The sequence below is a fragment of the Streptomyces atratus genome (assembly GCF_014648655.1).
Lineage (GTDB): Bacteria > Actinomycetota > Actinomycetes > Streptomycetales > Streptomycetaceae > Streptomyces > Streptomyces atratus.
Genome location: NZ_BMRN01000069.1, coordinates 1 through 23,620 on the forward strand (window position 1 = coordinate 1; position 23,620 = coordinate 23,620).

Consider the following 23,620-nt stretch of genomic DNA (forward strand, 5'->3'; position numbering starts at 1 on the left):
GGAACCCTCGACTTCCGCACCTTCGGCCACTTCGACGCCGAGAACCCCGCCGACGCCGCCCTCGACGCGATGATCGCCGACAAAAGCGTCCACCGCATCGAGGCCCACACCGACCTCCTCTTCACCAAACGCCACCTCTGGAACCGCTCCCACATCGAACTCGACTTCGGCGGCCACCGCATGCGCACCGAAGGCATCGAGAAGAACACCCACGACAACCCCTTCGGCGCCGTCCTCTCCTTCCGCGGCACCGTCACCGACACCACCGTCAAGCACGCGCTCTCCGGCAAGGTCATCGAGCTCACCGACACCTTCCCGGTCCCCGACGCCAAAGCGTTCGAGGTCGGCCAGTGGTGGGCCGTTCAGGTCGATCCGGTCGCGGGCGGCGGCGGTGACGAACGCGAGCTGCAGAAGCTGGTGGAGATCACCGAGATCATCGACGCGGGCCACATCCGGATCGGCTACCTCAACGGCTGGGAAATCGCCGCGGGCCGTAATCTCACCTGGACCCGCATCGAGCCGGTCCGGGACACCCACATCCGCAATCTGGTCTTCGAGGGCGCCGGCCCCGACGAGTACACCGGCTCTCACCCCGTCAGCTTCGAGTACGCCGTCGGCTGCGACGTCTCCGGGATCCACGCCACCGGCTCCTTCTGGCCGGTCATCATGCGCCGCTGGTGCACCCGGTTCCGTACCGAGGAGTGCTCCCTGAAGAACCCGCCCACCGTCGAGTACGGCGGCGCGGGCTACCTAACCCAGCAGATCTACTGTCTGTACGGACGAGTAGCGGACTGCACCACCAGCAATGTCCGCCATCTCAACGACCTCACCGCCTCCGCCTACTGCACCGTCGTGAACTGCCACGGCGACGGCGACGACGCGGGCGGCAACCCCTTCACGACACACGGGCAGTACGAGCACGATCTGCTCTTCGACGGCAACTCCGGGCTGATGGACATCGCCAACTCCGGTGCTCAGTGGGGTATTTCGGCCAAGCGGATCACCGTACGCAGACACGTCTGCTCCTGGTTCACCGCCAACACCAAGATCACCGATCTGACCCTGGAGGACATCACGGTGATCGCCCGCCCCACCTTCGACCAGGCCGGCACCCTCACCGTCAACGCCGACGGAGCCCAGGTGCGCGGCTGCACCGCCAAGACCTTCGCCGTCGCCCAGCGCTCCGCCCGTTCCACCCGGCCGACCACCATCAGCGACTGCTTCTTCGAGCCGCCCGCGGGCGCCGTCCTCGTCCAGACTCCGGTCACCGCTCCCGTCCACTTCGTACGCTGCACCTTCAAGGGCGTCGACGGCGCGATCCTGCGCGGTGCGGGGCCCGTCCACTTCACCGACTGCACCGTCACCGGCGCCGAGAACGCGGCCCCGCTCTCGATCGGATCGGCGGATCTGCGGATCGACGGCGGTGGTTACGACAACACCGGCATCGAACTCAGCGCCGTCCGCGACCAGCGGATCACCGTCACCGGCGGCACCCGTCTCACCGGCAGCAACAAGGCCAAGGTGCTTCTCGGCCGCGCAGCCGGCCCCGGGAAGGTGACCTGGGACATCAACGCGCTCAGCAGCGCCGCCTCGGGACCGGACACCGCCCATGTGCGCATCGCCGACGGCACGAACCACTACGCGGCGACCGGCAGCCGCTTCACCGGCGGCACGCTCCACCTCGCCCCGGACGCACTCGATTCGGCCCTGCACACCGCGTGCGTGGAGGACGGTACGAAGCGCAGCGCGATGCCCGCGAACAGCGACTCGGTGCGCACGGACGGGAACCTGACGCTGTGACCGCCGTCATCAGGACCGCGACGGCGGCCGATGACCCGGCCCTGGCCGCCCTGTGGCAGCGGTGTTTCGACGCCCCGCAGATCGCCGCCCTCCATGCCCTCGACCCGGACCGCCACCGCCATACGTTCGTCGCGCAGAACGGCCCGGGGGGCGGGATCGACGCGGTCGTCGTCTACGTACCGAGGCTGATCCGCGACGCGCACGGCACCCCGCAGCGGGTCGGTGGCATCGGCAGCGTCGCCACCCGTCCCGAGGCCCGGGGCCAGGGGCTGGTGCGGCGGCTGCTGGTGGAGGCGGAGCGCACCATGATGGCCGAACACTGTGCCTGGTCACTGCTGTTCACCGGGACGCCCGGGGTCTACCGGGGCTCGGGATGGCAGGAATTCGGCAGTGCGTACACCGAGGGGACGCTCGCGCCCCCGGTTGCCCCCGGGGCGTTCCGAATCCGCGAGGCCACCGCGGAGGACGCCGTGGAGGTGGCCGCCCTGCATCATGCGTACAACGCGAACAGACCGCTCAGCTCGTTGCGGGCTCCGGAGGACTGGGCGGTGCGCGTGCCCGCCTGGTACGGCCCCGCCGACCGGTCGCTCGTGGCGCAGGACCCCGGATCGGGCGCGCTCGCCGGCTGGATGGTGGCCCAGTACGAGGGGGAGTGCGTGGAGGTACGCGAATTCGCGGGCGCACCCGAGTGCCTGGACGAGCTGTTCGCCGCCGTCGGCGAACGTGGCCGGGCCGCGGGGCTGAGCCGGGCCCGGGTCCGGATTCCCGACGGCCCCGGGGTCCGGGCAGCACTGCCGGCCCTGCTGGCGGACCCCCGGCCGGTGGAGGAACACGTGGGCATGGCGCGCCCGCTGCACGCCACCGCCGACTCGGTCCGGGCCACGGTCACGGCGCCCGGCGCGGTCCACTGGTACGGCGACTGCTTCTGACCGGTACGGCGACTGCTTGTACGAGGCCGGGCGCGGTCGGCGACAGGGCGTGGGCGGACAGCGCCCCACCAGCCCCGCCCCCGCGTCCATCCGCTTTCTGAACTCCTCGGCGAGCAGCGGGACATCAAGCGATCGCCACAGCGCCAGGGCCGCGGACCAGGCCGCCTCACGCGCCCGTTCCGGACTCCACGAGCCAAGACGACGAGGGCGGCGTCCCAGCCATGAGTGCGCCGCGGCGCAGACCTGCCGAGGGTTCATCGGAACGGGGGAACGGCTGCGACGGGCGCCGCACCGTGCCCGGCATGCGAGCAGCCGGAAGCCCCCGCTCCGGTACTACGCCTTGTCCGTCGGTGCCGGTTCGTCGTACGCCGACGTCCCGGAGTCCAGCAGGGGCTCCTGGGTCTTGAGGTGCGCCGGGGCGAAGGCACGGAGTACGTGGTAGCCGGTGATCACCACGATCGTGCCCAGGGCGATGCCGCTCAGCTCGAAGTTGTCGGTGATCTTCAGGCTGACCCCGCCGACGCCGATGATGATGCCCGCGGCGGCCGGGACCAGGTTCAGCGGATTGCGCAGATCGACCTTGCCGTGCAGCCAGATCTGGGCACCGAGGAGGCCGATCATGCCGTACAGGATGACGGTGATGCCGCCGAGCACACCGCCGGGGATGGCGGCGATGACCGCACCGAACTTGGGACAGAGGCCGAAGAGCAGAGCGAAGCAGGCGGCGGCCCAGTACGCGGCGGTGGAGTAGACGCGGGTCGCGGCCATGACGCCGATGTTCTCCGAGTACGTGGTGTTCGGCGGGCCGCCCACCGCGGTCGACAGCATCGACGCGGCGCCGTCGGCGGCGATCGCGGTGCCCAGCTTGTCGTCCAGCGAGGCGCCGGTCATCTCGCCGACGGCCTTCACGTGCCCGGCGTTCTCGGCGATCAGCGCGATGACCACCGGCAGGGCCACCAGGATCGCCGACCATTCGAAGCTCGGCGCGTGGAAGGACGGGAGACCGATCCAGTCGGCCTTGCCGACACCCGACAGATCGAGCCGCCAGTGGTCGACGGCCTCGGCGCCGCCCACCGGGGAGTGGATCTTGCCGAAGATCCGGTCGAGGACCCAGGACAGCACGTATCCGAAGACCAGGCCGAGGAAGATCGCGATACGTGAGAAGAATCCGCGCAGGCACACGACGGCCAGCCCGGTGAACAGCATCACCAGCAGTGCCGTCCACTGGTCCTGCGGCCAGTAGGTCGACGCGGTCACCGGAGCCAGGTTGAAGCCGATCAGCATGACGACGGCGCCGGTGACCACCGGCGGCATCGCCGCATGGATGATCCGCGCGCCGAACCGCTGCACCGCGAGGCCGGCCAGGAAGAGCACCACACCGACGACGAAGACCGCACCGGTGACCACCGCGCTGCTGCCGCCGCTCGCCCGGATCGTCGCCGCGACACCGACGAAGGAGAGCGAACAGCCCAGGTAGCTGGGCACCTGGCCGCGCGTCGCCAGCAGGAAGATGGCCGTCGCGACACCCGACATCATGATCGCCAGGTTCGGGTCCAGGCCCATGAGCACCGGGGCGACGAACGACGCACCGAACATCGCGACCACGTGCTGGGCGCCGAGTCCGAACGTACGGGGCCAGGAGAGCCGTTCGTCCGGCCGGACCACGGCCCCCGGCGCGGGGGTCTTCCCGTCGCCGTGCAAGGTCCAGCGCACGCCGAGGCCCATGGTCGCTCCCTGTGTGTAGGTGCGGAGTCCAGTGCCTCGCCCGGCATGGTGCAAACCGCAGAAATGATCAGCGCCATGGTAATGCCGCAGCGCGCCGCGCTCGCGGCCGGGCATGGGCGCAAGCACTCCACCACGGATCGCATGCCTGAATCGTGCGCGAGAGCTGCCCGCCTACGCCGAGCAGGCTGAACCGTCCGCCGGGCCCCGCACAGCCGCCGGCTCAGGTGCGCGGCTCGGTCGCCGCCGCGCTCGGAGCGGCGGCTTGCGAGGAGGACACGGCCCTGCGGTCGCCCGCCCGCAGCACCCCGGCCCCCAGCACCAGGCCGAACGCCAGCACCGTCACCAGGCCGAACGACACGACCAGCGAGGTCGCCTCGGCCAGCGAGCCGATCGCGGACGGGGCGATGAGCCCGGAGGTGTACGTGATGGTGGCGACGCCCGCGATCGCCTGACTCGGGTTCGGGCCACTGCGTCCGGCCGCCGCGAAGGCGAGCGGGACGACCACGGCGACACCGAGGCCGAGGAGCCCGAAACCGCACATCGCCAGTACCGCGTTCGGTGACGTGACCACGAGCAGTCCGCCGGCCGTCGCGAGGACGCCGCCGACCCGTACGGTCCGGACCGCCCCGAAGCGGTCGACGACCTTGTCACCGGCGATCCGGGCGACCGCCATCGTCAGCGCGAACGCCGTCGTGGACGCCGCGGCGAGCCCGGCGGAGGTGTCCATGATGTCCCGGAGGTAGACCGCCGACCAGTCCAGACTGGCGCCCTCCGCGAACACCGCGCAGAAGCCCACCGCGCCGATGACCAGCGCCGACTTCGGCGGCAGCATGAAGCGCGGCGGCGGCTCCTCGTCCGGCTCGCTGCGCAGATCCAGCACGCCCTGACAGGCGATCAGCCCGAGAGCCGTGAGCACCAGAGCGGCGATCGTGTGGTGCAGCCGGGCGTCGGAGCCCAGATGCGCGGCCACCGTGCCCGCCGCCGAACCGACCAGGGCACCCACGCTCCACATCCCGTGCAGCCCGGACATGATCGACCTGTCGAGGCGGTTCTCCACCTCGACCCCGAGGGCGTTCATCGCCACATCCGACATGCCGGCCGATGCCCCGTACACGAAGAGCGCGGCGCACAGCGTCAGCAGGTCGGGTGCCAGCGCGGGCAGGATCAGCGCCAGCGTCCACAGGGCGAGCAGTCCGCGCAGCGCGGTCCTGGCGCCGAAGCGATGACTGATCGCACCGGCCAGCGGCATGGCGAGGGAGGCGCCGATCGCCGGGAAGGCCAGGGCGAGGCCGAGCTGCCCGGCGCTGACCCCCGCGTGGTCCTGGATCCAGGGCACCCGGGTGGCGAAGCTGCCGGTCACCGCGCCGTGCACGGTGAAGACCGCGGCGACGGCGAACCTGGCCCGCCTCACCTGCTCCATACCGAAGACCGTCTCTGTGGAATCCGTCGCCATACCGCCGTGCCCTCCCCTGGGAATCCTCTGTCACCGGCGCCCCCGGCGCCTGTCTCCACGGTGCGGCCGTAAACTATCAGGAACCCTGCCTGATAAATAGTCCATTCCTTCATCCCGTGCGGCAGTGATCTGGAAGGATCCCGGCATGCCCGCATCACCGAGCACCGCCCGGGCCATCAACGACCGGCTCGCCCTGCGACTGCTTCAGCAGGACGGCCCGCTGACGGCCACGCAGTTGAAGACCCTGACCGGTCTCTCCCGCCCCACCGTCGCCGACCTCGTCGAACGGCTGCAGGGGGCCGGTCTCATCCGGGTGGTCGGTGAGGCCGGCTCCGAGCGCCGCGGCCCCAACGCCCGGCTTTACGGGATCGCCGCCGACCGCGCCCACCTCGCCGCGCTCGACGTACGCACCGGCAGCGTCGCCGTGGTCGTCGCCGATCTCCTCGGCGCCACACTCGCCGAGGCGACCCTGCCCATCGGCAGCGACACCGACACCGAGGCCGCCGCCGAACAGGCCGCCGCGCTGCTGGAGCGCACCGCGAAAGAGGCGGGCGCCGCCCCGCTGCACAGCGTCGGCATCGGTGCGCCCGGTCTGATCGACCCGGTCACCGGCGAACTGCGCTACACCACCGGGCTGCCCGCCTGGCACCGACGACTGGTGAGGGTGCTGCAGCAGCGGCTGCCCGCCACCGTGCTGGTCGAGAACGAGACCAATCTCGCCGCCGTCGCCGAGCAGCGCATCGGCGCGGCCCGCGACCGCGACACCTTCGTACTCTTCTGGCTCGGCCACGGCGTCGGCGCCGCCGTCATGCTGGACGGGAAGCTCCGCCGCGGCGCATCGGGAGGCGCGGGTGAGATCGGCTTCCTGCCGGTGCCCGGGACGATCGGCACCCCGTCGGCCGTCAACTGCGACGGCGGGTTCCACTCGCTGGTGGGCTCTACCCCGGTCTGCGAACTCGCCGCCGCCCACGGCATATACGTGCCCCCGGGCGCGGCCGAAGGGGACAAGGAGCCGGGCGCCGCATTCGCCGTGCGGGCCGCCCTGGCGGGGGAGGGGGAGAGCGAGGCTTTCCTGGGCGCCCTCGCCGAACGTCTCGCGCTCGGCGCCGCGGCCATCGCCTCCGTGCTCGACCCGGGCTGTGTGCTGCTCGCGGGCGAGGTCGGCCACGCAGGCGGTGACGCGCTCGCGGCACGGGTCGAGGAGCGGCTGGCCACGATGTCCCCGCTTCGCACCGAGGTCAGGGCCGGCCGGCTCGGCGGCGCCGCGGTGCTCCGCGGCGCACTGCTCGCCGCCCGGGAGGCGGCTCAGGACGAGCTGTTCACTCCGGCCGGCTGAACCGCGCGGCGAGAAATTCCTCGAACGTCGCCTTCCCCGCGGCCTGTTCGGTGCCCAGATGGTCTCCGCGCCGGTATCCGGCGTACGCCTTGCCCGCCCGGTCGAGCTTCTCGCGCAGGGTCTTCATCAGGGCGCCGTAGCTCTTGACGAGGCCGGCGCGGCGGGCGTTGGACAGGGTCCGGTCCAGCGGGTTGCCCGCGTCCTTCATGGTCGTCGGGTACTCGTGGTCGATGTCGACGCCATTGAAGCCGTACTTCTTGATGAAGGCGACGGTCGAGTCGGCGAAGGTGTCGATGCCGGCCTGGTTGACCGAACCGTCGGCGTTGGTCGCCATCGAGTAGAAGCCGCCGGAGTTCACCCGCTCGCCGCTGTCGTCGAAGTAACCGCCGGTCTCGGCCCAGCCGCCCACCGACACCATGGTCTTCACGTTCGGGTACTTCTTCTTGAACTTGTTGAGCAGGTTGAAATGGCCCTTGTAGGGGAGGTCCGGGTCCATCTCCGCGCCCGCGACACCCGGCCAGGTCATGCCGGTCGAGGCGTTGTCCGGGCCGTCGGTGCCCACGGAGATCTTGTTGTTGCCGTCGACGTGGGCGAACGCGTAATTCAAATGGGTGACTTTGTCCCAGGGGATGTCGGAGGCGAGACAGGCGGGCTTGCCGTCCTTCCCGGTCCGCCGGTCGGTGAAGTATCCGATGACTCGCCGCTGGTGGTCGGCGCCCATCTTCTCGCGGCCCTCGGTGTCGTAGACGGAGCAGTAGGGGACGGCGACACCGGGGGTCTCGTAGAGCCCGTCGGGCCGACAGGACTCCTGGTCGGCGGCGGCCGACGGGGTGGCGGCGAGCGAGCCCATGAGCAGTCCGGCGACGGCTGCGCAGGCTGCGAGCAGGCCGGCTCTCGCACGGGTGGGGGACAGCACGTTCGGTTCCTCCCGGGGAGGTTCGACAGAACACAACTGACAAGGGGGTGGGTCGTGTTGATGTCCCGCGGCGTGCGCACACCGCGGGATCGCTCCTCGGAGGTGACGCAGAGATTAAGAGGACTAGACCATTGCGTCAATAGGTCTGGACCTTCAAGGCTCGGCTGTCCCGTTACGGGCCCCGTTCGGGGGCCGTTGTGAGCCACTCCACAGGTGCTCGCCCGTATGGCCCATGAGCAGGCGTGGCAGACTGATCGTGTACCAGCAGCAGCGCACTCCGGGGTCGGTGCAATTCCGAACCGGCGGTTATAGTCCGCGACCCGTCCGCATCCAGCGGCCGGTTGACCAGGTGGGATTCCTGGACCGACGGTTAAAGTCCGGATGGGAGGCAGTGCGCGGCGGGCCGTTTCGCGGGTACGCCGCCGTCGGCGGATGGTTTTCGGGCGACCGATCCATCCGTGTTTTCCGGCTTTCCGGCGTTCCCCTGTGGCGTTCCCGTTTCATCTGTCGTCATCGACAGGCCCCGGAGTCCGTGCCCGAAGAGGCAGGAGGACACCGGTGGACACCGCAGCCGACATCACCGCCATGCGCCGAGCGATCACGCTCGCAGCGCGCGGTCTCGGCTCCACCAGCCCCAACCCGGTCGTCGGCTGCGTCATCCTCGACGCCGCAGGCCGGCAGGCCGGTGAAGGATTCCACCAGCGTGCCGGTGGGCCGCACGCCGAGATCCACGCCCTGCGCGCCGCAGGCGAGCGGGCCCGGGGCGGCACCGCCTACGTCACCCTCGAACCCTGTAACCACACCGGCCGCACCGGCCCCTGCGCCCAGGCGCTCATCGAGGCCGGTGTCGCCCGCGTCGTCTACGCCGTCGGCGACCCGAACCCGCAGGCCACCGGCGGTGCGGACACCCTGCGCGCGGCCGGGGTCAAGGCCGAGCAGGGGCTCCTCGCGGACGAGGCCGAGGCGGGCAACGTTGCCTGGCTGACCTCGGTGCGCCTGGGCCGGCCGTACGTCCTGTGGAAGTACGCGGCGACCCTCGACGGCCGGATCGCGGCCGCCGACGCCACCAGCCGCTGGATCACCTCTCCCGAGTCCCGCGCCGACGTCCACCGGCTGCGTGCCGAGGCCGACGCCGTCGTGGTCGGCTCCGGCACCGCCCGTGCCGACGACCCGCAGCTCGGTGTACGGGGCATCGAGGGCGCCGTGCAGCCCCTGAGGGTGGTGGTCGACACCGGTGCCACTACCGTGCGCCCCGGCGCCCGCGTCCTCGACGACACCGCGCCCACCCTGATCGCCGTCGCCGACGGCGCCGACGCCCGCCATCTCCCCGAAGGGGCCGTCCTGCGGCTGCCGCGCGCCGTCACCGGCCCCGGCCTGGACATCCCCGCCCTGCTCACCGCCCTGTACGGGCGGGGTATCCGCTCCGTACTCCTCGAAGGCGGCCCGACCCTGGCCGGGGCCTTCGTCGCAGCGGGAACGGTCGACAAGGTCGTCGGCTATCTCGCCCCCGTGCTCCTCGGTGCCGGCCCCGCGGCCCTCGCCGACGCCGGAATCTCCACCATCGCCGATGCGTTGCGCCTCGATGTGACCGAGACCGTCCGTATCGGCCCCGATCTGCGCATCACCGCCGTCCCCGGCCCTGCCCGGAAGGGAAACTGAGTGTTCACCGGAATTGTCGAAGAACTGGGTGAGGTCACCGCCGTCGAGAAGCTCGGCGACGCCTCCCGCTTCCGCCTGCGCGGTCCCGTCGTCACCGAAGGCGCCAAGCACGGCGACTCCATCGCCGTCAACGGCGTCTGCCTCACCGTCGTCGACTTCGGCGAGCACGAGTTCACCGCCGATGTGATGGCCGAGACCCTGAACCGGTCCAGCCTCGGCGCCCTGGAGGTCGGCTCCCGGGTCAACCTGGAGCGCCCCATGGCGGTCGGAGGCAGGCTCGGCGGCCACATCGTCCAGGGCCATGTCGACGGCACCGGCCGCATCGTCGAGCGCACGATCTCCGAGAACTGGGAGATCGTGAAGATCTCCCTCCCCGCGGACCTGACCCGCTACGTGGTGGAGAAGGGGTCGATCACCGTCGACGGCGTCAGCCTGACCGTCGTGGACGCCGGACCCGACTACTTCACCATCAGTCTCATCCCCACCACCCTCGCCCTGACCACGCTCGGCATCAAGGAGCCCGGCGACCCGGTCAACCTCGAGGTGGACGTCATCGCGAAGTACGTCGAGCGACTGCTCGGCAACACCGCGCAGGAACCCGAGGAGCCGGCGAAGTGACCGCGCTGAACTGGCTGAACTCTCAGGCGTTCACCGCCTTCGGACAGCACATCATCTGGTCCGACATGATCGGCAACACGGTCGGTCTGATCGCGCTGACCCTGGGCTGGCTCCGCTCGATCTGGACCTGGCCCGCCCAGCTCCTGTCCGGAGTCGTCCTGGTCGCCGCCAATGTCTCCGTGCACCAGGCGGGCAGCGTCGGCAAGCAGCTCGTGGTCATCGCCGTGGCCGTCTGGGGCTGGCAGCAGTGGACCCGGGGCAAGCGGCAGGCCCAGGACGGCTCCCTCGCCGTACGGTTCGCCACCTGGCGCGAGCGCTGCTACCTGCTGGGCGGCGCCGCACTCGGCACCCTCGCGGTCGGCGGCCTGTTCACCGCGTTCCCCTCACTCTCCTGGAGCCCGTGGGCAGACGCGTACATATTCGCCGGCACGCTCGTCGCGATGCTCGCCCAGGCCCGCGGCATGGTCGAGTTCTGGTTCGCCTGGCTCCTCGTCGACCTGGTCGGGGTACCGCTGAACTTCCACAGCGGTCTCGCCTTCTCCGGTCTCATCTACGTCGTGTACGGCGCCCTCGTGCTGTGGGGCATGCGCGACTGGTGGCTGCGTTCGCGGACACCCGCTCTGGAAGGAGCCACGGCATGACTGCCCAGCCCACCTGGTTGCACCGGGAACACGAAAGCGCCGTCGAGGACCTGAGCCTCGACCCCGTCGAGCAGGCGATCCGCGACATCGCCGCCGGACGGCCCGTCGTGGTCGTCGACGACGAGGACCGGGAGAACGAGGGCGACCTCGTCATCGCGGCCGAGATGGCCACTCCCGAGATCGTCGCGTTCATGATGAGCGAATGCCGCGGTCTGATCTGCGCGCCCATGGAGAGCGACGAGCTGGAACGGCTCGAACTGCCGCAGATGGTCGACCACAACACCGAGTCGATGCGCACGGCCTTCACCATCTCCGTCGACGCATCAGCGGCGCACGGCGTGACCACCGGCATCTCCGCCGCGGACCGGGCCACCACGCTCCGGATGCTGGCGGGCGGCGAGGCAGGCCCCGGCGACTTCGTACGGCCCGGCCACATCTTCCCGCTCCGCGCCCGCTCCGGCGGGGTGCTGGTCCGTAACGGTCACACCGAGGCCGCTGTCGACCTCGCCCGGCTCGCCGGACTGCGGCCCGCCGGAGCGATCGTCGAGATCGCCGGCGAGGACGGCGGCATGCTGCGGCTGCCCCAGCTGGTCCCGTTCGCCCGCAAGCACGGCCTCACGATCATCTCCATCGAGGACCTGATCGCCTACCGCCGCACCTCGGAGCCGACCGTCCGCCGCGAGGCCGAGGTACGGCTGCCCACGAGCTTCGGCGCGTTCACCGCGTACGGCTACCGCTCCACGACCGACGGTGTCGAGCACGTCGCGCTCGTCCACGGCGACATCGGGGACGGCGCCGACGTCCTGGCGCGGATCCACTCCGAGTGCCTGACCGGCGACATCTTCCAGTCGCAGCGCTGCGACTGCGGGCCCCAGCTGCACGCCTCCATGCGCCGGATCACCGAGGAGGGCCGCGGCGTCGTCATCTATCTGCGCGGCCACGAGGGCCGGGGCATCGGCCTGCTGTCCAAGCTGCGCGCCTACGAACTCCAGGAGCGCGGCATCGACACCCTCGACGCCAACCTCGAGCTCGGCCTGCCCGCCGACGCCCGGGACTACGCGGCCGGCGCCCAGATCCTCAAGGACCTCGGCGTCCACAGCCTCAGGCTGATGACCAACAACCCCGACAAGACGGCCGCGGTCCTGCGGCACGGTCTGGCCGTCACCGGCCGCGAGCCGATGCCCGTCCAGGCCGGCGAACACAATCTGCGCTACCTGCGCACCAAGCGCGACCGCATGGGGCACGACCTGCCCTGGCTCGACGCCGCCACGGCGTCGACCTGCGGCAACCAGTAATGATCACGGAAACGAGCGGTAGGAGAGACATGAGCGGCAAGGGCGCACCCGAACTGTCCGTACGCAACTGCGGTGACCTGCGCGTGGCGGTCGTCGCCGCCCAGTGGCACGAGAAGGTCATGGACGGACTCGTCGACGGCGCGCTGCGCGCCCTGCACGAGCTGGGCATCGACGAGCCGACCCTGCTCCGGGTGCCCGGCAGCTTCGAGCTCCCGGTGGTCGCCAAGGTCCTCGCCGGTCGCGGTTACGACGCGATCGTCGCCCTCGGCGTGATCATCCGCGGCGGCACCCCGCACTTCGAGTACGTGTCCCACGGCGTCACCAACGGCCTGACCCAGGTCGCCGTCGACACCGGAGTCCCGGTCGGCTTCGGCGTACTCACCTGCGACACCGAGGAGCAGGCGCTCGACCGGGCCGGACTGGAAGGCTCCAACGAGGACAAGGGACACGAAGCGGTCACCGCGGCCGTCGCCACCGCCGCCACGCTGCGCACGGTCAGCGAGCCCTGGCGCTGAGTGGGGGGCGTGGACCCCGTACTCTAAGGACCATCATGGCGAACAAAACCTTCGAAGAGCTCTTCGCCGAGCTGCAGCTCAAGGCCGCCAACGGCGACCCCTCCACCTCCCGTACCGCCGAGCTGGTGGACAAGGGTGTCCATGCCATCGGCAAGAAGGTCGTCGAGGAGGCCGCCGAAGTCTGGATGGCCGCCGAGCACGAGAGCAAGGACGCCGCCGCCGAGGAGATCTCCCAGCTGCTGTACCACGTCCAGGTGATGATGGTCGCCCGCGGGATCTCCCTCGACGACGTCTACGCTCACCTCTGAGCACCACGTAGCACTCCGTACATTCACATACCCGTACAAGACTCCCTCCTCGCAAAGGAAACCTGGCCTCATGCTGCGCATCGCCGTCCCCAACAAGGGTTCACTCTCCGGGCCTGCGATGGCGATGCTCCATGAGGCCGGCTACCAGCAGCGCAAGGAGTCCAAGGAGCTCGTCCTCGTCGACCCCGAGAACGAGGTCGAATTCTTCTACCTGCGGCCGCGCGACATCGCGATCTACGTCAGCTCCGGCCGCCTCGACATCGGCATCACCGGTCGCGACCTGCTGCTGGACTCCGGCGCCGACTCCGAGGAGATCCTCCAGCTCGGCTTCGCCCGTTCCACCTTCCGCTACGCCACCAGGCCGGGCACGGCTCAGGGCCCGCAGGACTTCGACGGCATGACGATCGCCACCTCCTACGAGGGCATCGTCGCCAAGCACCTGGCCGATGTCGGTGTCAACGCCTCCGTCGTCCACCTCGACGGCGCGGTCGAGACCGCCATCGAACTCGGTGTCGCCCAGGTCATCGCCGATGTCGTGGAGACCGGCACCAGCCTGCGCAACGCCGGACTCGAAGTCATCGGCGAGCCGATCATGAAGTCGGAGGCCGTCGTCATCCGCCGCACCGGCGCACCGGACGACGACCCCAAGGTGCAGCAGTTCCTCCGCCGCCTCCAGGGCGTCCTGGTCGCCCGCAGCTACGTGATGATGGACTACGACTGCCGCGTCGAGCACCTCGAGCGCGCGGTCGCCCTCACCCCGGGCCTGGAGTCGCCGACCATCTCACCGCTGCACCACGAGGGCTGGGTCGCCGTCCGTTCCATGGTCGCCGCCCGGGAGGCCCAGCGGATCATGGACGATCTGTACGACCTCGGCGCCCGCGCCATCCTCACCACCGCCATCCACGCCTGCCGCCTCTGACGGCCGGGCGACCACCCGGAAGACAGAAGAACACCATGTCCGCCCCCGCGCCCCGGTCCGAACTCCCCACGCTCCCGATCACGTTCCGGCCGACCCGAACCCGGGTGGTCCTGCTGACCGTGGGAGCGGCGATGTTCGTCGTCATCACCGTCATCGCCCTGACCCTGGAGCAGCTGAGCGCGGGGGAGCGGTCCAGCTTCATCTTCACCGCGCTGCTGTTCTTCGGCGTGCTCGCGCTGCTCAGCCGCCCGAAGATCCTCGCGAACGAGGGCGGGGTGACGGTGGTCAATCTCACCCGAACGCGCCGACTGTCCTGGGCGGAGATTCTCCGCGTCAATCTGCGCGTCGGCGACCCCTGGGTCTTTCTCGACCTGAGCGACGGGACCAGCATGCCCGCCCTCGGTATCCAGCCGGGAATCGACAAGCAGCAGGCCATCCGCGACGCCCGTACGCTCCGCGCCCTCGCCGAGAACCACGGCACCGGCACGGACAACGGCTGAGCCCCCTGCCCCGTAAGGCCTCTTCTTGATTACTCTGGAGGACGGCGGCGCTCCGTGCGCCCCGCCCCGCACCAGAGGGTCCATGAGGCCTGCGGGGCTTTCCTGCGACCCAAGGAGTGACTCCTTCCAGCAATGGACGGATCGTCCGGTAGTACCTGCGCCGCCCCTTCCCAGGAGGCGGCGGCATGACCACCCCCCTGCTGCTTCTGAGCGCAGCATTCCTTCTCATCCTCGCCAACGGATTCTTCGTGGCAGCCGAGTTCGGGCTGGTCACGGTGGAGCGGCCGGACGCCGAGCGCGCCGCCGCCGAGGGCGACCGGCGGGCCCGCACCGTCGTCGAAGCCCTGCGTGAACTCTCCTTCCAGCTCTCCGGCACCCAGCTCGGCATCACCATCACCTCGCTGGTCGTCGGCATGCTCGCCGAACCGGCACTCGCCCAGCTGCTGGACGGCCCCCTCACCGCGACCGGTCTGCCCGACGGCGCCGTACCCGGCATCAGCGTGGTGATCGGGATGATGGTGGCCTCCGCCGTCCAGATGGTGATCGGCGAACTCGTGCCCAAGAACTGGGCGGTCTCCAGGCCGCTCCAGGTCGCCCGGTTCGTCGCCGGCCCCCAGCACCGTTTCTCCGCCGCGCTCCGGCCGGTGATCAGTCTGCTGAACACCGTCGCCAACCGGCTGGTGCGACTGCTGGGTGTCGAACCCACCGACGAGCTGGCCTCCGCCCGTACCCCCGGGGAACTGGTATCCCTGGCCCGGCACTCGGCCGAGGCCGGCACTCTCGAACAGGACACCGCGGATCTCTTCGTGCGGACCCTGTCGCTCGCCGGACTCACCGCACAGCACGTCATGACCCCACGGGTGAAGGTCAGCGCCCTGCAGTCCTCGGCGACCGCACAGGACGTACTCAACCTCACCCGCGCCACCGGCCTCTCCCGCTTCCCCGTCTACCGGGAACGCATCGACGAGGTCGTCGGAATGATCCACCTCAAGGACGCGCTCGCCGTGCCCGCCCAGGACCGGCTGCGCACGCCGGCGGGCCGGATCGCCGTACTGCCGCTACTGGTGCCGGAGACACTGCCCGTCGAACAGCTGCTCCAGCGGCTGCGCAACGAGCAGCCGATCGCCGTGGTCGTCGACGAGTACGGCGGCACCGCCGGGGTCGTCACCCTTGAGGACATCATCGAGGAACTCGTCGGCGAGGTCAGGGACGAGCACGATGCCGAAGGCGCCGACCGGCCCGAACTGGCCCCCGCCGCTCCCGAGGACGGCCGCCCGGCCTGGGACGCCGAAGGCAGCTGCCGGGTCCTGACCCTGCGCCGGATAGGGCTCGACGTACCCGACGGACCGTACGAAACCGTGGCCGGACTTGTCGCCGATCTGCTGGGCCGCATTCCTGCCCCCGGCGACCGGGCCGAACTGCCCGGCTGGCGGATCTCCGTCCGCCAGGTCGGCCACTACCGTGCCGAGAAGGTCCGCTTCGTACGCACGGCCGAGGTGACCGACCCCGTCACCGAGGCACCCGTGGCCCACGGCGTGCTGGAGGCCGTGCGATGAGCCTCGTCCAGCTGCTGTTCGCCGCGCTCCTCGTGCTGGCGAACGGCTTCTTCGTCGGGGCCGAGTTCGCCCTCGTCTCCGTGCGGCGCAGCCAGGTCGAACCCCTCGCGGCAGCAGGGTCGGGCCGGGCCCGCCAAGTGCTGTACGGCCTGGAGAACCTGCCGCAGATGATGGCTGCCGCCCAGTTCGGCATCACCGTCTGCTCGCTGACCCTCGGCGCAGTTGCCGAACCGACCGTCGCCCATCTGCTGGAGCCGGTCTTCCAGGCGGTCCACCTGCCCGAGGGCCTGATTCATCCGCTCGGCTATGTGCTGGCGCTCGTCTTCGTGGTCTTCCTCCATCTCGTCATCGGCGAAATGGTCCCGAAGAACCTCGCGATGGCGGCGCCGGAGAAGACCGCGCTCTGGCTCAGCCCCGGCCTCGTCGGCTTCGCCCGCGTCTGCCGTCCGGTCACCTCCGCGCTGGGCGCCTGCGCCCGGCTGGTGCTGCGGCTCTTCGGCGTCGAACCGAAGGACGAGGTGGAGGCCGTCTTCACCAGCGAGCAGCTCAACCGGCTCGTCGAGGACTCCGGTCAGGCCGGACTGCTGGAGCCGGAGGCGCAGGAGCGGCTGGAGGACGCACTGGAGCTGGGCAGCAGGCCCGTCACCGATGTGCTGCTCAGCCGGGCCTCCCTGGTGACGGTGGACCCCTCCGTCACCCCGCACCGGATCGAGGAGCTGACCGTACGGACCGGCTACTCGCGCTTTCCCGTGTGCGCGGAGGGCGGCGGCCCGTTCATGGGCTATCTGCACGTCAAGGATGTCCTGGACCTCGAGGACGGCGAGCGGGCCGTTCCACAGCATGTGTGGCGCCCGATGGCGACCGTGAGGGCCGAGCTGCCCCTGGACGACGCCCTGACCGTGATGCGCCGCGCGGCGACGCACCTGGCGCAGGTCGCCGACGCATCGGGCCGGGTCCTCGGCCTGGTCGCCATGGAGGACGTCCTGGAGATGCTGGTCGGTGAGGTACGCGACCCGGCCCACAGGGTCGCGATGCCGCGCCGGACGACGGACACGACGGCCGCCGGCACCGGCGAACTCACCGCGTCGGTCCACTAGGGTCTCGATCGCCGGGCGGGCTGATCTTCAGCCCGTCCGGCGATCGAGGACAACGGCCACCGGGCGACTTCGGCAGCCCGCCCTCACAACGGCGGCGGCTCCTGCGGCCCTCTGCCCACCGGCCCCCGGCCGGACAGAACCTCGCCGTACGCCTGCATCAGATCCGGCAGCCGCAGCGTGGCCAGATCGTCCCGGCTCGGCACGGCCGCATAGCCGGAGAGCCGCAGATCGCGGTAGGCGCAGCTCTTCTCGTACAGGGTGCGCAGGAACCGCCCGTTGCCCAGCTCGTCGATCCAGCCCTGGTCGACGACATGGCCGCTGATGGAGCGCAGCTCCTCCAGTGACTCCTCGTCCCACGCATCACCGTTCTCCGCGGCCAGCACCTCACCGATGGAGGTGAGCTCCAGCGGCCGGTAACTCGGGAAGTCCACCCGGGTGGTGAAGCGCGAGGAGAGCCCCGGATTGGTGGCCAGCAGCCGGTCCATGCCTTCCGGATAGCCGGCGAGGATGACGACGAGATGGTCCCGGTTGTCCTCCGCGCGCTTGAGGAGGACCTGGAGGGCCTCGTCGCCGTACGCGTCACCCTTGCTGTAGCCGGTGTTGGAGAGGCTGTACGCCTCGTCGACGAAGAGCACCCCGCCGAGTGCCGAGTCGATCAGCTCATTGGCCTTGACGGCGGTCTGGCCGAGGAACTCGCCCACCAGATCAGCCCGCTGGGCCTCGATGAGATGGTCACCGCCGAGCAGACCGAGAGCGTAGAACACCCGGCCGAGGATGCGGGCCACCGTGGTCTTGCCGGTGCCGGAGGGGCCGGAGAAGACGAAATGGCGTTTCGGCGGCTGCACGGGAAGCCCCTGGGCGGCCCGCAGCCGGGCCATGTTCAGCTGCGCGGACAACGCCTTGACCTGGCGTTTGACGGGCTCCAGGCCGACCATCCGCTCCAGCTCCGCCAGCGCCTCGGCAAGCAGCACCGGATCGCTGGGCCCGGCCGGGAAGGGGGCTGTCGGCTGGCCGGGCACCACGGTCTTCCGCCGTGCCCCGTCGGGTGGCGGCACGCCGATGCCCACGAGCCCCGGGGTCTCGCCGCCCGGCCGCGACTCCCGGCCGTCCACCAGATCGGTGCCGAGCAGCGAATCCCCGTCCGGCTGCGCCTCCGCCACGGCGTCCGTGCCGAACCCGGCCAGCGACAGGGCGGTGAGACCGGCGGCCTCGTCGGTGCCTTCGAGGCCGTCGTAGTCCGCGATCGCGGCGAGCCGCGCCGAGGTGTCCATGAACGCCGGGTCGATCCGGTGCACCGCCCGGTAGAGCGGCAGGGCGGCCGCGCTGCGGCCGGTGCCCTCGTGTGCGCGGGCCAGCCAGTAGCGCAGTTCCTTGCGCTGCGGCTGTTCGCTGCGGCAGCGCATCAGCGCGGCGGAGAGCAGCGGCTCGGCCTGCCCGTACATCTCCAGCCGCACGCGCGCCATCCCGCCGAACAGCCCCGCCTCGATACCGAGCATCGGATCGTCGATCAGCTGCTCGGTGTTGCCTACGAGCTGCTCCCAGTCCTTGACCAGATAGGAGCGGCAGGCGTGCAGGAAGCGCACCTGCGGGTCCGCGTCCACCGGCGGCAGGCCGGCCAGCGCACGGTCCAGCTCGGGGACATGGCGCCCGTCCAGCCAGTGAGAGGCGTGCGCGAGGAGCAGATCGCGCGGGCTCTCCAGCACCGGTTGAACCCACCAGCCCAGCCAGTACCAGGAGTTGAGCGTGCGCCGATGGCGGGTGCGCTGTTCGCCGAAGCGTTCGCGATGGCGGTACATGCGCAGCAGTGCCGTCGTGGTGTCGGCCCTCAGCGCATGGAGGCCGAGCCAGCCGTCCGCCATGCCGGGATCGATCCGTACCGCAGCCCTGAACTCCTCTTCGGCCTGCGGGTAGGCGCCCATGGTGTAGGCGTCCACGCCGCGCAGCCAGGCGAGGTCGGCCGGGGCCTGTGCGCCCTGCGTGCCGATGTCCATCTGGTCCCCCACAAACCGTGCCCCCAGGATGTCCCGCCGCACGACCTGCCCGCCTAGGCGCGCTGAATCACTGTGCCACGGACGGGAATTGACCGCACCGAGAGGCATCGTACCTGCGCAGGGAGTGTGCGACTAAGAGCGCCACAGGCGGAAGGGAGACCGTGACCGAGGGTGAGCGGAATCCGTCGAATCGGCGTGGGAAAGAGGGCGCGAGGGCAGAACGAAGCCCCCGATCACGGGGGAACAACCGGGGGCTTCGTGTCTGTGAGGGCTCCGAAAAGCCGCACATTGAGAACGTAAGACCTGTACCGCCCTCGGGTCAAGCAGAGTTGAGGTACTTCCAGGCCGATTTCTCACCACTCAGAACGGCGACACAATGTCATCACGTTCTGTGACGGAATGGTTCACTCCTGCTGCTGCGTCAGGCCCCTTCAGCCACTCGTACCCCATCGGCAACTGCCGTACCAGAGCATCGGCGTGAGAGCGCGAGGGATCGGCCGAGAAATGTTCCGCCTCGGCCGCCGTCCACCCGTCCCAGAAGACCGAAAGAGCCGGTCCGTCCCGACGGCGGCCCCGCTCCCAGGACTCCGCGGCAGCGAGATCCATCCACAACAGCCGCGCCAGATGGGGCCGTAGCGCCCGGCGGCCCGCCCCGACCCCCTCGATCAGGACGACCGGTGCGGGCTCCAGGCTGCGCGGCGCCGCGAACGTCCGCGCGGTCCAGTCGTACGGCTCATAGCGCGCGCACTCACCGCGCGACAGGGGTCCGATCACCTGCTCCCGCAGCCGGTCCACCCAGGTGAAGAAGGACTCATGGGTTGCCAGGTCGTCCAGATGCAGTACGGGGGCGTCGTCGAGCAGGGCCGCGAGGCGGGACGCGAAGGTGCTCTTCCCCGATCCCGCATGGCCGTCGACGGCGATCAGCCGCACCGGTCCGCAGGACGGCGCCAGGGTGCGCAGCCGCGCGGCGAGGAGCGAGAGGTCATTCATGCGCCCAAGCCTACGAGCCGATCCGAATCAATCGCAGGTCACGCCAGTGGACCAGACCAATATTGGTTTGTTGGCGCACGCCGAATCGCTGGCCGAATCCGGCCACTACCCGCAATAGTTGGCCCACTGTCGTGCATTTGCAGCCCCATTCCGCTTACGACCGGGGGTCTCGCCCATGAACAGACCGACCTCGCGCAGAACCATGCTGACCGCCGCGCTCGCGGCAGCGGCCGCCGTCGGCACGGTGTCGTCCGCCGGCTCCGCAACCGCCGCCGCACTCCCCGCCCCCTCGCCGGCCGCTTCTCCCGTGGACAACCATTCCTGGCACACGTACACCGACTGGCGCAGCGGTTGCGGCGCCGGGACGCGCGCCGTCGCGGGGCGTCGGCCCGGTCTGGTGATCGGCCACGCCGTGGGAGTCACCGACTACACCGATCCGCACACCGGTCGGACCGCCGACTGGGAGTACGCGACCTGGACCTCGCCGGTCCACCGGTCCGCCGTCCCGGCGACCGAGGTGATCGCCTCCTGGAACGCCGACACCCCGGCGGGCACCTGGATCCGGATCGAGCTGCAGGGCCGCTACTCGGACGCCACCTCGACACCCTGGTACGTGATGGGCCGCTGGGCCGCCGGCGACGCCGACATCCGCAGGACGTCCGTCGACGACCAGACCGACGGCAAGAGCTCCATCTGGACGGACACCTTCTCGGTGGACGACCCGGCGAGCGGGCTGCGGCTGGTCTCCTACCGGCTGCGGCTCACGCTTTACCGCCCTCCGGGCAGCCGCCTCACGCCCACCGTCCGGCGGCTCGGCGCGATGGCTTCCGACGTCCCGGACCGCTTCACCGTGCCCGCCAGCACCCCCGGCCTCGCCCGAGAGCTGCCGGTGCCGCGCTACTCGCAGAATGTGCACGTGGGCCAGTACCCGGAGTACGACAACGGCGGCGAGGCCTGGTGCAGCCCCACCTCCTCTCAGATGATCATCGAGTACTGGGGGCGCAGGCCCACCGCCGAGGATCTCGCCTGGGTCAAGCCGGGTCTGGCCGACCCGCAGGTCTGCCATGCTGCCCGGTTCACGTACGACTACCAGTACGAGGGCTGCGGCAACTGGCCGTTCAACGCCGCGTACGCCGCGACGTACGACGACATGAGCGCGGCGGTGACCCGGCTCGGCTCGCTGACGGACCTGGAGAAGCTGATCCGGGCGGGTATCCCGGTCATAACGTCGCAGTCGTTCCTCAAGGCGGAGCTGACCGGCGCCGGGTACGGGACCTCCGGCCACCTGATGACCGTGATCGGGTTCACCGCGGACGGCGACGTGATCGCGAACGACCCGGCTTCGCCGAGCAACGAGGCCGTGCGGCGGGTCTACAAGCGCCAGGAGTGGGAGAACATCTGGTTGAGGACCAAACGGTACGACGCGAACGGAAAGGTCAGGAGCGGTACGGGCGGAGTGTGCTACCTCTATTGGCCCGCTAGGCCAGCACCGAGCCAGCACCGGGTCCTGAAGTCGTTCGGCTTGTTGTGAGCATGTGCGGTGCCACGGCCGCCTCGACCACCTGACGGCAGCGTTCCCGCCCGTCCCGGGTGAGGTGGCCGTACTTGTCCACCGTGACCTTGATCGAACGGTGCCCGAGCCAGCGAGACACTTCGTGAATGGACACGCCGCTCGTCAAAGTCACGGTGGCCCACTTGTGTCGCAAATCGTGCGGATTGTATTCGGGTAGTCCGAGACGCTTGATGGACCGATCCCACGACTTGCGGAGGAGATCGGGGTACGGCAGGCCGCCAGTTGCGTTATGGACCGGAAGTCCTTCGATGAATGGCTGAAGGGAATTAGGTACGGGTATATCGCGCCACTCGCCTTCCTTTCGGTGTTTCAAAGGGGGCGTACCGGGGTGTGTACTTTCCGTCGGCGTCCTTGTAGTGAATCACCTGCCTCCTTATTCGCAGAGTGCCGTCGCGAACGTCTTCGGGGAAGACGCCAAGGGATTCCCCCTATGCGGAGTCCGCAACAGGCCGTGAGTCATATAGCCGGAGACAGGCGAGGGCCGATCTCGTAAGCCAGGGCTGCTATCTCGTCGAAGCTGGGAAGACTCCTGTCATCGACAGGGATGACAGGGTTCTTCAACTTCTCGGCCTGTTTCACGTTAGCGACGCCTGGCGCGATTCGTGTCTGGCCATGAAGATGGCATGTCAATTCACGGACCAGTCCCACTGTGACATGCTGATGGAATTTGTACTCGCGGGCTCGGCGGCTTACTGAGGTTGAACTCGTGAGTGGTAGGGGCTGACGGCTCGTTGCCTGTGCGGTATCACCGGGACATGCGGTATCCACAAGAGGGCGGGCTGACCGCCGAACGGCAGCAGTTCCGCGAGGAGTTACGGCTCAAGGCGGCCGAGAGGTTCGCCCAGGACGAGGCGAGTTCGCTGATCGCCAAGGACCTGCGGGTCAGCGTCCGCTCGGTGCAGCGATGGCGACAGATGCGGGGCGAAGGCGGTCCGCGGGCTCTGCGGTCACAGGGGCCGACGTCGCTGCCGAGGCTGAGCGAGAAGCAGTTCGCCCAACTGGAGGCGGAGCTGGCCAGAGGGCCGGCCGCGCACGGCTGGGAAGACCAACGCTGGGCCCTGAGCCGTGTGAAGACGGTGATCGGTCGGCGCTTCCACCTGACCTACACGGTCCAGGGCGTGCGGAAGCTGCTGGTGCGCAACGGCTGGTCCTGTCAGGTCCCGGCCCGACGGGTGGTCGAGCGGGACGACGAGGCGGTGGCCGGGTGGGTCAAGGAGGTGTGGCCGTGCGCGGAAGGCTCGCGGCGGCCCGTGGAGCCTGGCTGGTCTTCGAGGACGAGGCCGGATTCTCCATGACGCCGCCGCAGGCCAAGACCTGGTCACAGCGCGGCCGGACCCCGGTGGTGCGGGTGCGGGGTCGTTCCCGCAGACGGGTGTCCATCGCGGCGCTGACCTGCTACAAGCCCGGCCACAGGTCGCGGCTCATCTACCGGCCGCGCCGGGACGACGGCCGCCGCGGCGGCCGCAAGAGCTTCTCCTGGCGCGACTACCGGGACCTGCTGATCTCCGCACACCGGCAACTCGGCGACCCGATCGTGCTTGTCTGGGACAACCTGAATGTCCACAAAGCCGCCGGCCTGCGGGAGTTCGCTGCCTCCCGGGACTGGCTGACCTTCTACTACCTGCCGCCCTACGCACCCGACCTCAACCCCGTCGAGGGGATCTGGTCACTGCTGCGGTGCGGCTGGCTCTCCAAACGGGGCTTTCCCCTTGATCGTGGACACCGGTTGTCATGCGGCGGTGGCCAGCGTAGTTGATCGTTGTTCGTAGGCGATCGGGCTGATCTGGCCGAGGCGGGAG

At 70.0% G+C, this 23,620-nt stretch carries 19 protein-coding genes, 3 pseudogenes and 1 riboswitch; of the genes and pseudogenes, 15 read left to right on the forward strand and 7 right to left on the reverse strand.

Going from position 1 to position 23,620, the window contains the following annotated elements; translation table 11 throughout:
* Together IEZ15_RS40175 and IEZ15_RS40180 are read left to right on the forward strand one after the other, a co-directional pair.
* Positions 1-1,800, forward strand: a 1,800-nt coding sequence (locus IEZ15_RS40175; RefSeq protein ID WP_189281937.1) for a peptidase C14, incomplete at its 5' end; no start/stop codon positions are given.
* Positions 1,797-2,729, forward strand: coding sequence for a GNAT family N-acetyltransferase (locus IEZ15_RS40180; RefSeq protein WP_189281938.1), 933 nt, complete (start codon positions 1,797-1,799; stop codon positions 2,727-2,729). The genes IEZ15_RS40175 and IEZ15_RS40180, both read left to right, overlap by 4 nt.
* A gap of 39 nt (positions 2,730-2,768) precedes the next feature.
* Here IEZ15_RS40180 and IEZ15_RS45900 read toward each other — a convergent pair.
* The 3 genes and pseudogenes from IEZ15_RS45900 to IEZ15_RS40190 form a co-directional block, all read right to left on the reverse strand.
* Positions 2,769-2,987, reverse strand: a pseudogene (locus IEZ15_RS45900) (DUF5995 family protein); the annotation flags it as partial.
* A 75-nt stretch (positions 2,988-3,062) separates the two neighbouring features.
* The gene (locus IEZ15_RS40185; RefSeq protein ID WP_189281939.1) at positions 3,063-4,454 is read right to left on the reverse strand and encodes a uracil-xanthine permease family protein; all 1,392 of its coding nucleotides are present in this window, start codon (positions 4,452-4,454) and stop codon (positions 3,063-3,065) included.
* Positions 4,455-4,674: 220 nt separating this feature from the next.
* Complete coding sequence (locus tag IEZ15_RS40190) at positions 4,675-5,907, reverse strand: MFS transporter (RefSeq protein WP_114243457.1); 1,233 nt, start codon at positions 5,905-5,907, stop codon at positions 4,675-4,677.
* 145 nt (positions 5,908-6,052) lie between these two features.
* Here IEZ15_RS40190 and IEZ15_RS40195 point away from each other — a divergent pair, with 145 nt between their 5' ends.
* Entirely contained in the window at positions 6,053-7,243 is a 1,191-nt protein-coding gene (locus IEZ15_RS40195) for an ROK family transcriptional regulator (RefSeq protein WP_189281940.1), read from the forward strand.
* Positions 7,244-7,328: 85 nt separating this feature from the next.
* Here IEZ15_RS40195 and IEZ15_RS40200 read toward each other — a convergent pair.
* Positions 7,329-8,159 (reverse strand): annotated as a pseudogene (locus IEZ15_RS40200) (glycoside hydrolase family 18 protein); the annotation flags it as partial.
* A 268-nt stretch (positions 8,160-8,427) separates the two neighbouring features.
* Positions 8,428-8,558, forward strand: a riboswitch (FMN riboswitch).
* A gap of 159 nt (positions 8,559-8,717) precedes the next feature.
* Here IEZ15_RS40200 and ribD point away from each other — a divergent pair.
* From ribD to IEZ15_RS40250, 10 genes are all read left to right on the forward strand, one after another.
* Positions 8,718-9,818, forward strand: coding sequence for a bifunctional diaminohydroxyphosphoribosylaminopyrimidine deaminase/5-amino-6-(5-phosphoribosylamino)uracil reductase RibD (gene ribD / locus IEZ15_RS40205; protein ID WP_189281941.1), 1,101 nt, complete (start codon positions 8,718-8,720; stop codon positions 9,816-9,818).
* Positions 9,819-10,436 carry a riboflavin synthase gene (locus IEZ15_RS40210; RefSeq protein WP_189281942.1) on the forward strand — a complete coding sequence of 206 codons (618 nt, stop codon included), beginning with the start codon at positions 9,819-9,821 and terminating at the stop codon, positions 10,434-10,436.
* Positions 10,433-11,077, forward strand: a complete 645-nt coding sequence (locus tag IEZ15_RS40215; RefSeq protein WP_189281943.1) for a nicotinamide mononucleotide transporter family protein — start codon at positions 10,433-10,435, stop codon at positions 11,075-11,077. The genes IEZ15_RS40210 and IEZ15_RS40215 overlap by 4 nt, the downstream gene beginning before the upstream one ends.
* Positions 11,074-12,372 carry a bifunctional 3,4-dihydroxy-2-butanone-4-phosphate synthase/GTP cyclohydrolase II gene (locus IEZ15_RS40220; RefSeq protein WP_189281944.1) on the forward strand — a complete coding sequence of 433 codons (1,299 nt, stop codon included), beginning with the start codon at positions 11,074-11,076 and terminating at the stop codon, positions 12,370-12,372. Before IEZ15_RS40215 ends, IEZ15_RS40220 begins: the two co-directional genes overlap by 4 nt.
* Before the next feature lie 29 nt (positions 12,373-12,401).
* Positions 12,402-12,887 (forward strand): 6,7-dimethyl-8-ribityllumazine synthase, encoded by a 486-nt coding sequence (ribH, locus tag IEZ15_RS40225; RefSeq protein WP_114243451.1) that lies wholly within the window; start codon positions 12,402-12,404, stop codon positions 12,885-12,887.
* 35 nt (positions 12,888-12,922) lie between these two features.
* On the forward strand, positions 12,923-13,195 hold the full coding sequence (locus IEZ15_RS40230) for a phosphoribosyl-ATP diphosphatase (RefSeq protein ID WP_018524273.1): 273 nt from the start codon (positions 12,923-12,925) through the stop codon (positions 13,193-13,195).
* Between the two features lie 70 nt (positions 13,196-13,265).
* Positions 13,266-14,114, forward strand: a complete 849-nt coding sequence (gene hisG, locus IEZ15_RS40235; RefSeq protein ID WP_114243450.1) for an ATP phosphoribosyltransferase — start codon at positions 13,266-13,268, stop codon at positions 14,112-14,114.
* 35 nt (positions 14,115-14,149) lie between these two features.
* Positions 14,150-14,614, forward strand: coding sequence for a PH domain-containing protein (locus IEZ15_RS40240; RefSeq protein ID WP_189281945.1), 465 nt, complete (start codon positions 14,150-14,152; stop codon positions 14,612-14,614).
* A 185-nt stretch (positions 14,615-14,799) separates the two neighbouring features.
* Entirely contained in the window at positions 14,800-16,170 is a 1,371-nt protein-coding gene (locus tag IEZ15_RS40245; protein ID WP_189281946.1) for a hemolysin family protein, read from the forward strand.
* Positions 16,167-17,267 carry a hemolysin family protein gene (locus IEZ15_RS40250; protein ID WP_114243447.1) on the forward strand — a complete coding sequence of 367 codons (1,101 nt, stop codon included), beginning with the start codon at positions 16,167-16,169 and terminating at the stop codon, positions 17,265-17,267. The genes IEZ15_RS40245 and IEZ15_RS40250 overlap by 4 nt, the downstream gene beginning before the upstream one ends.
* An 83-nt stretch (positions 17,268-17,350) precedes the next feature.
* Here IEZ15_RS40250 and IEZ15_RS40255 read toward each other — a convergent pair whose 3' ends face one another.
* Both IEZ15_RS40255 and IEZ15_RS40260 read right to left on the reverse strand, forming a co-directional pair.
* Positions 17,351-19,258 (reverse strand): AAA family ATPase, encoded by a 1,908-nt coding sequence (locus IEZ15_RS40255; protein WP_189281947.1) that lies wholly within the window; start codon positions 19,256-19,258, stop codon positions 17,351-17,353.
* Between the two features lie 360 nt (positions 19,259-19,618).
* Complete coding sequence (locus IEZ15_RS40260; RefSeq protein WP_189281948.1) at positions 19,619-20,248, reverse strand: uridine kinase family protein; 630 nt, start codon at positions 20,246-20,248, stop codon at positions 19,619-19,621.
* Positions 20,249-20,423: 175 nt separating this feature from the next.
* Between IEZ15_RS40260 and IEZ15_RS40265 the strand changes: the two genes are divergently transcribed.
* Complete coding sequence (locus IEZ15_RS40265; protein ID WP_189281949.1) at positions 20,424-21,779, forward strand: C39 family peptidase; 1,356 nt, start codon at positions 20,424-20,426, stop codon at positions 21,777-21,779.
* Here IEZ15_RS40265 and IEZ15_RS47490 read toward each other — a convergent pair.
* Positions 21,727-22,134 (reverse strand): tyrosine-type recombinase/integrase, encoded by a 408-nt coding sequence (locus IEZ15_RS47490; protein WP_189281950.1) that lies wholly within the window; start codon positions 22,132-22,134, stop codon positions 21,727-21,729. The two genes, IEZ15_RS40265 and IEZ15_RS47490, sit on opposite strands and share 53 nt — an antisense overlap.
* Positions 22,135-22,576: 442 nt before the next feature.
* Here IEZ15_RS47490 and IEZ15_RS47750 point away from each other — a divergent pair.
* Positions 22,577-23,526, forward strand: a pseudogene (locus tag IEZ15_RS47750) (IS630 family transposase); the annotation flags it as partial.
* Between the last annotated feature and the right edge of the window lie 94 nt (positions 23,527-23,620).

What these genes read in the sequence shown, in the direction of transcription:
- IEZ15_RS40265 (WP_189281949.1), top strand. Translation starts at nt 20,424, where the DNA reads ATGAACAGACCGACCTCGCGCAGAACCATGCTGACCGCCGCGCTCGCG.
- IEZ15_RS40240 (WP_189281945.1), top strand. Translation starts at nt 14,150, where the DNA reads ATGTCCGCCCCCGCGCCCCGGTCCGAACTCCCCACGCTCCCGATCACG.
- IEZ15_RS40245 (WP_189281946.1), top strand. Translation starts at nt 14,800, where the DNA reads ATGACCACCCCCCTGCTGCTTCTGAGCGCAGCATTCCTTCTCATCCTC.
- ribH (WP_114243451.1), top strand. Translation starts at nt 12,402, where the DNA reads ATGAGCGGCAAGGGCGCACCCGAACTGTCCGTACGCAACTGCGGTGAC.
- IEZ15_RS40255 (WP_189281947.1), bottom strand. Translation starts at nt 19,258, where the DNA reads ATGGACATCGGCACGCAGGGCGCACAGGCCCCGGCCGACCTCGCCTGG.
- IEZ15_RS40230 (WP_018524273.1), top strand. Translation starts at nt 12,923, where the DNA reads ATGGCGAACAAAACCTTCGAAGAGCTCTTCGCCGAGCTGCAGCTCAAG.
- hisG (WP_114243450.1), top strand. Translation starts at nt 13,266, where the DNA reads ATGCTGCGCATCGCCGTCCCCAACAAGGGTTCACTCTCCGGGCCTGCG.
- IEZ15_RS40195 (WP_189281940.1), top strand. Translation starts at nt 6,053, where the DNA reads ATGCCCGCATCACCGAGCACCGCCCGGGCCATCAACGACCGGCTCGCC.
- IEZ15_RS40250 (WP_114243447.1), top strand. Translation starts at nt 16,167, where the DNA reads ATGAGCCTCGTCCAGCTGCTGTTCGCCGCGCTCCTCGTGCTGGCGAAC.
- IEZ15_RS40185 (WP_189281939.1), bottom strand. Translation starts at nt 4,454, where the DNA reads ATGGGCCTCGGCGTGCGCTGGACCTTGCACGGCGACGGGAAGACCCCC.
- IEZ15_RS40220 (WP_189281944.1), top strand. Translation starts at nt 11,074, where the DNA reads ATGACTGCCCAGCCCACCTGGTTGCACCGGGAACACGAAAGCGCCGTC.
- IEZ15_RS40190 (WP_114243457.1), bottom strand. Translation starts at nt 5,907, where the DNA reads ATGGCGACGGATTCCACAGAGACGGTCTTCGGTATGGAGCAGGTGAGG.
- IEZ15_RS40260 (WP_189281948.1), bottom strand. Translation starts at nt 20,248, where the DNA reads ATGAATGACCTCTCGCTCCTCGCCGCGCGGCTGCGCACCCTGGCGCCG.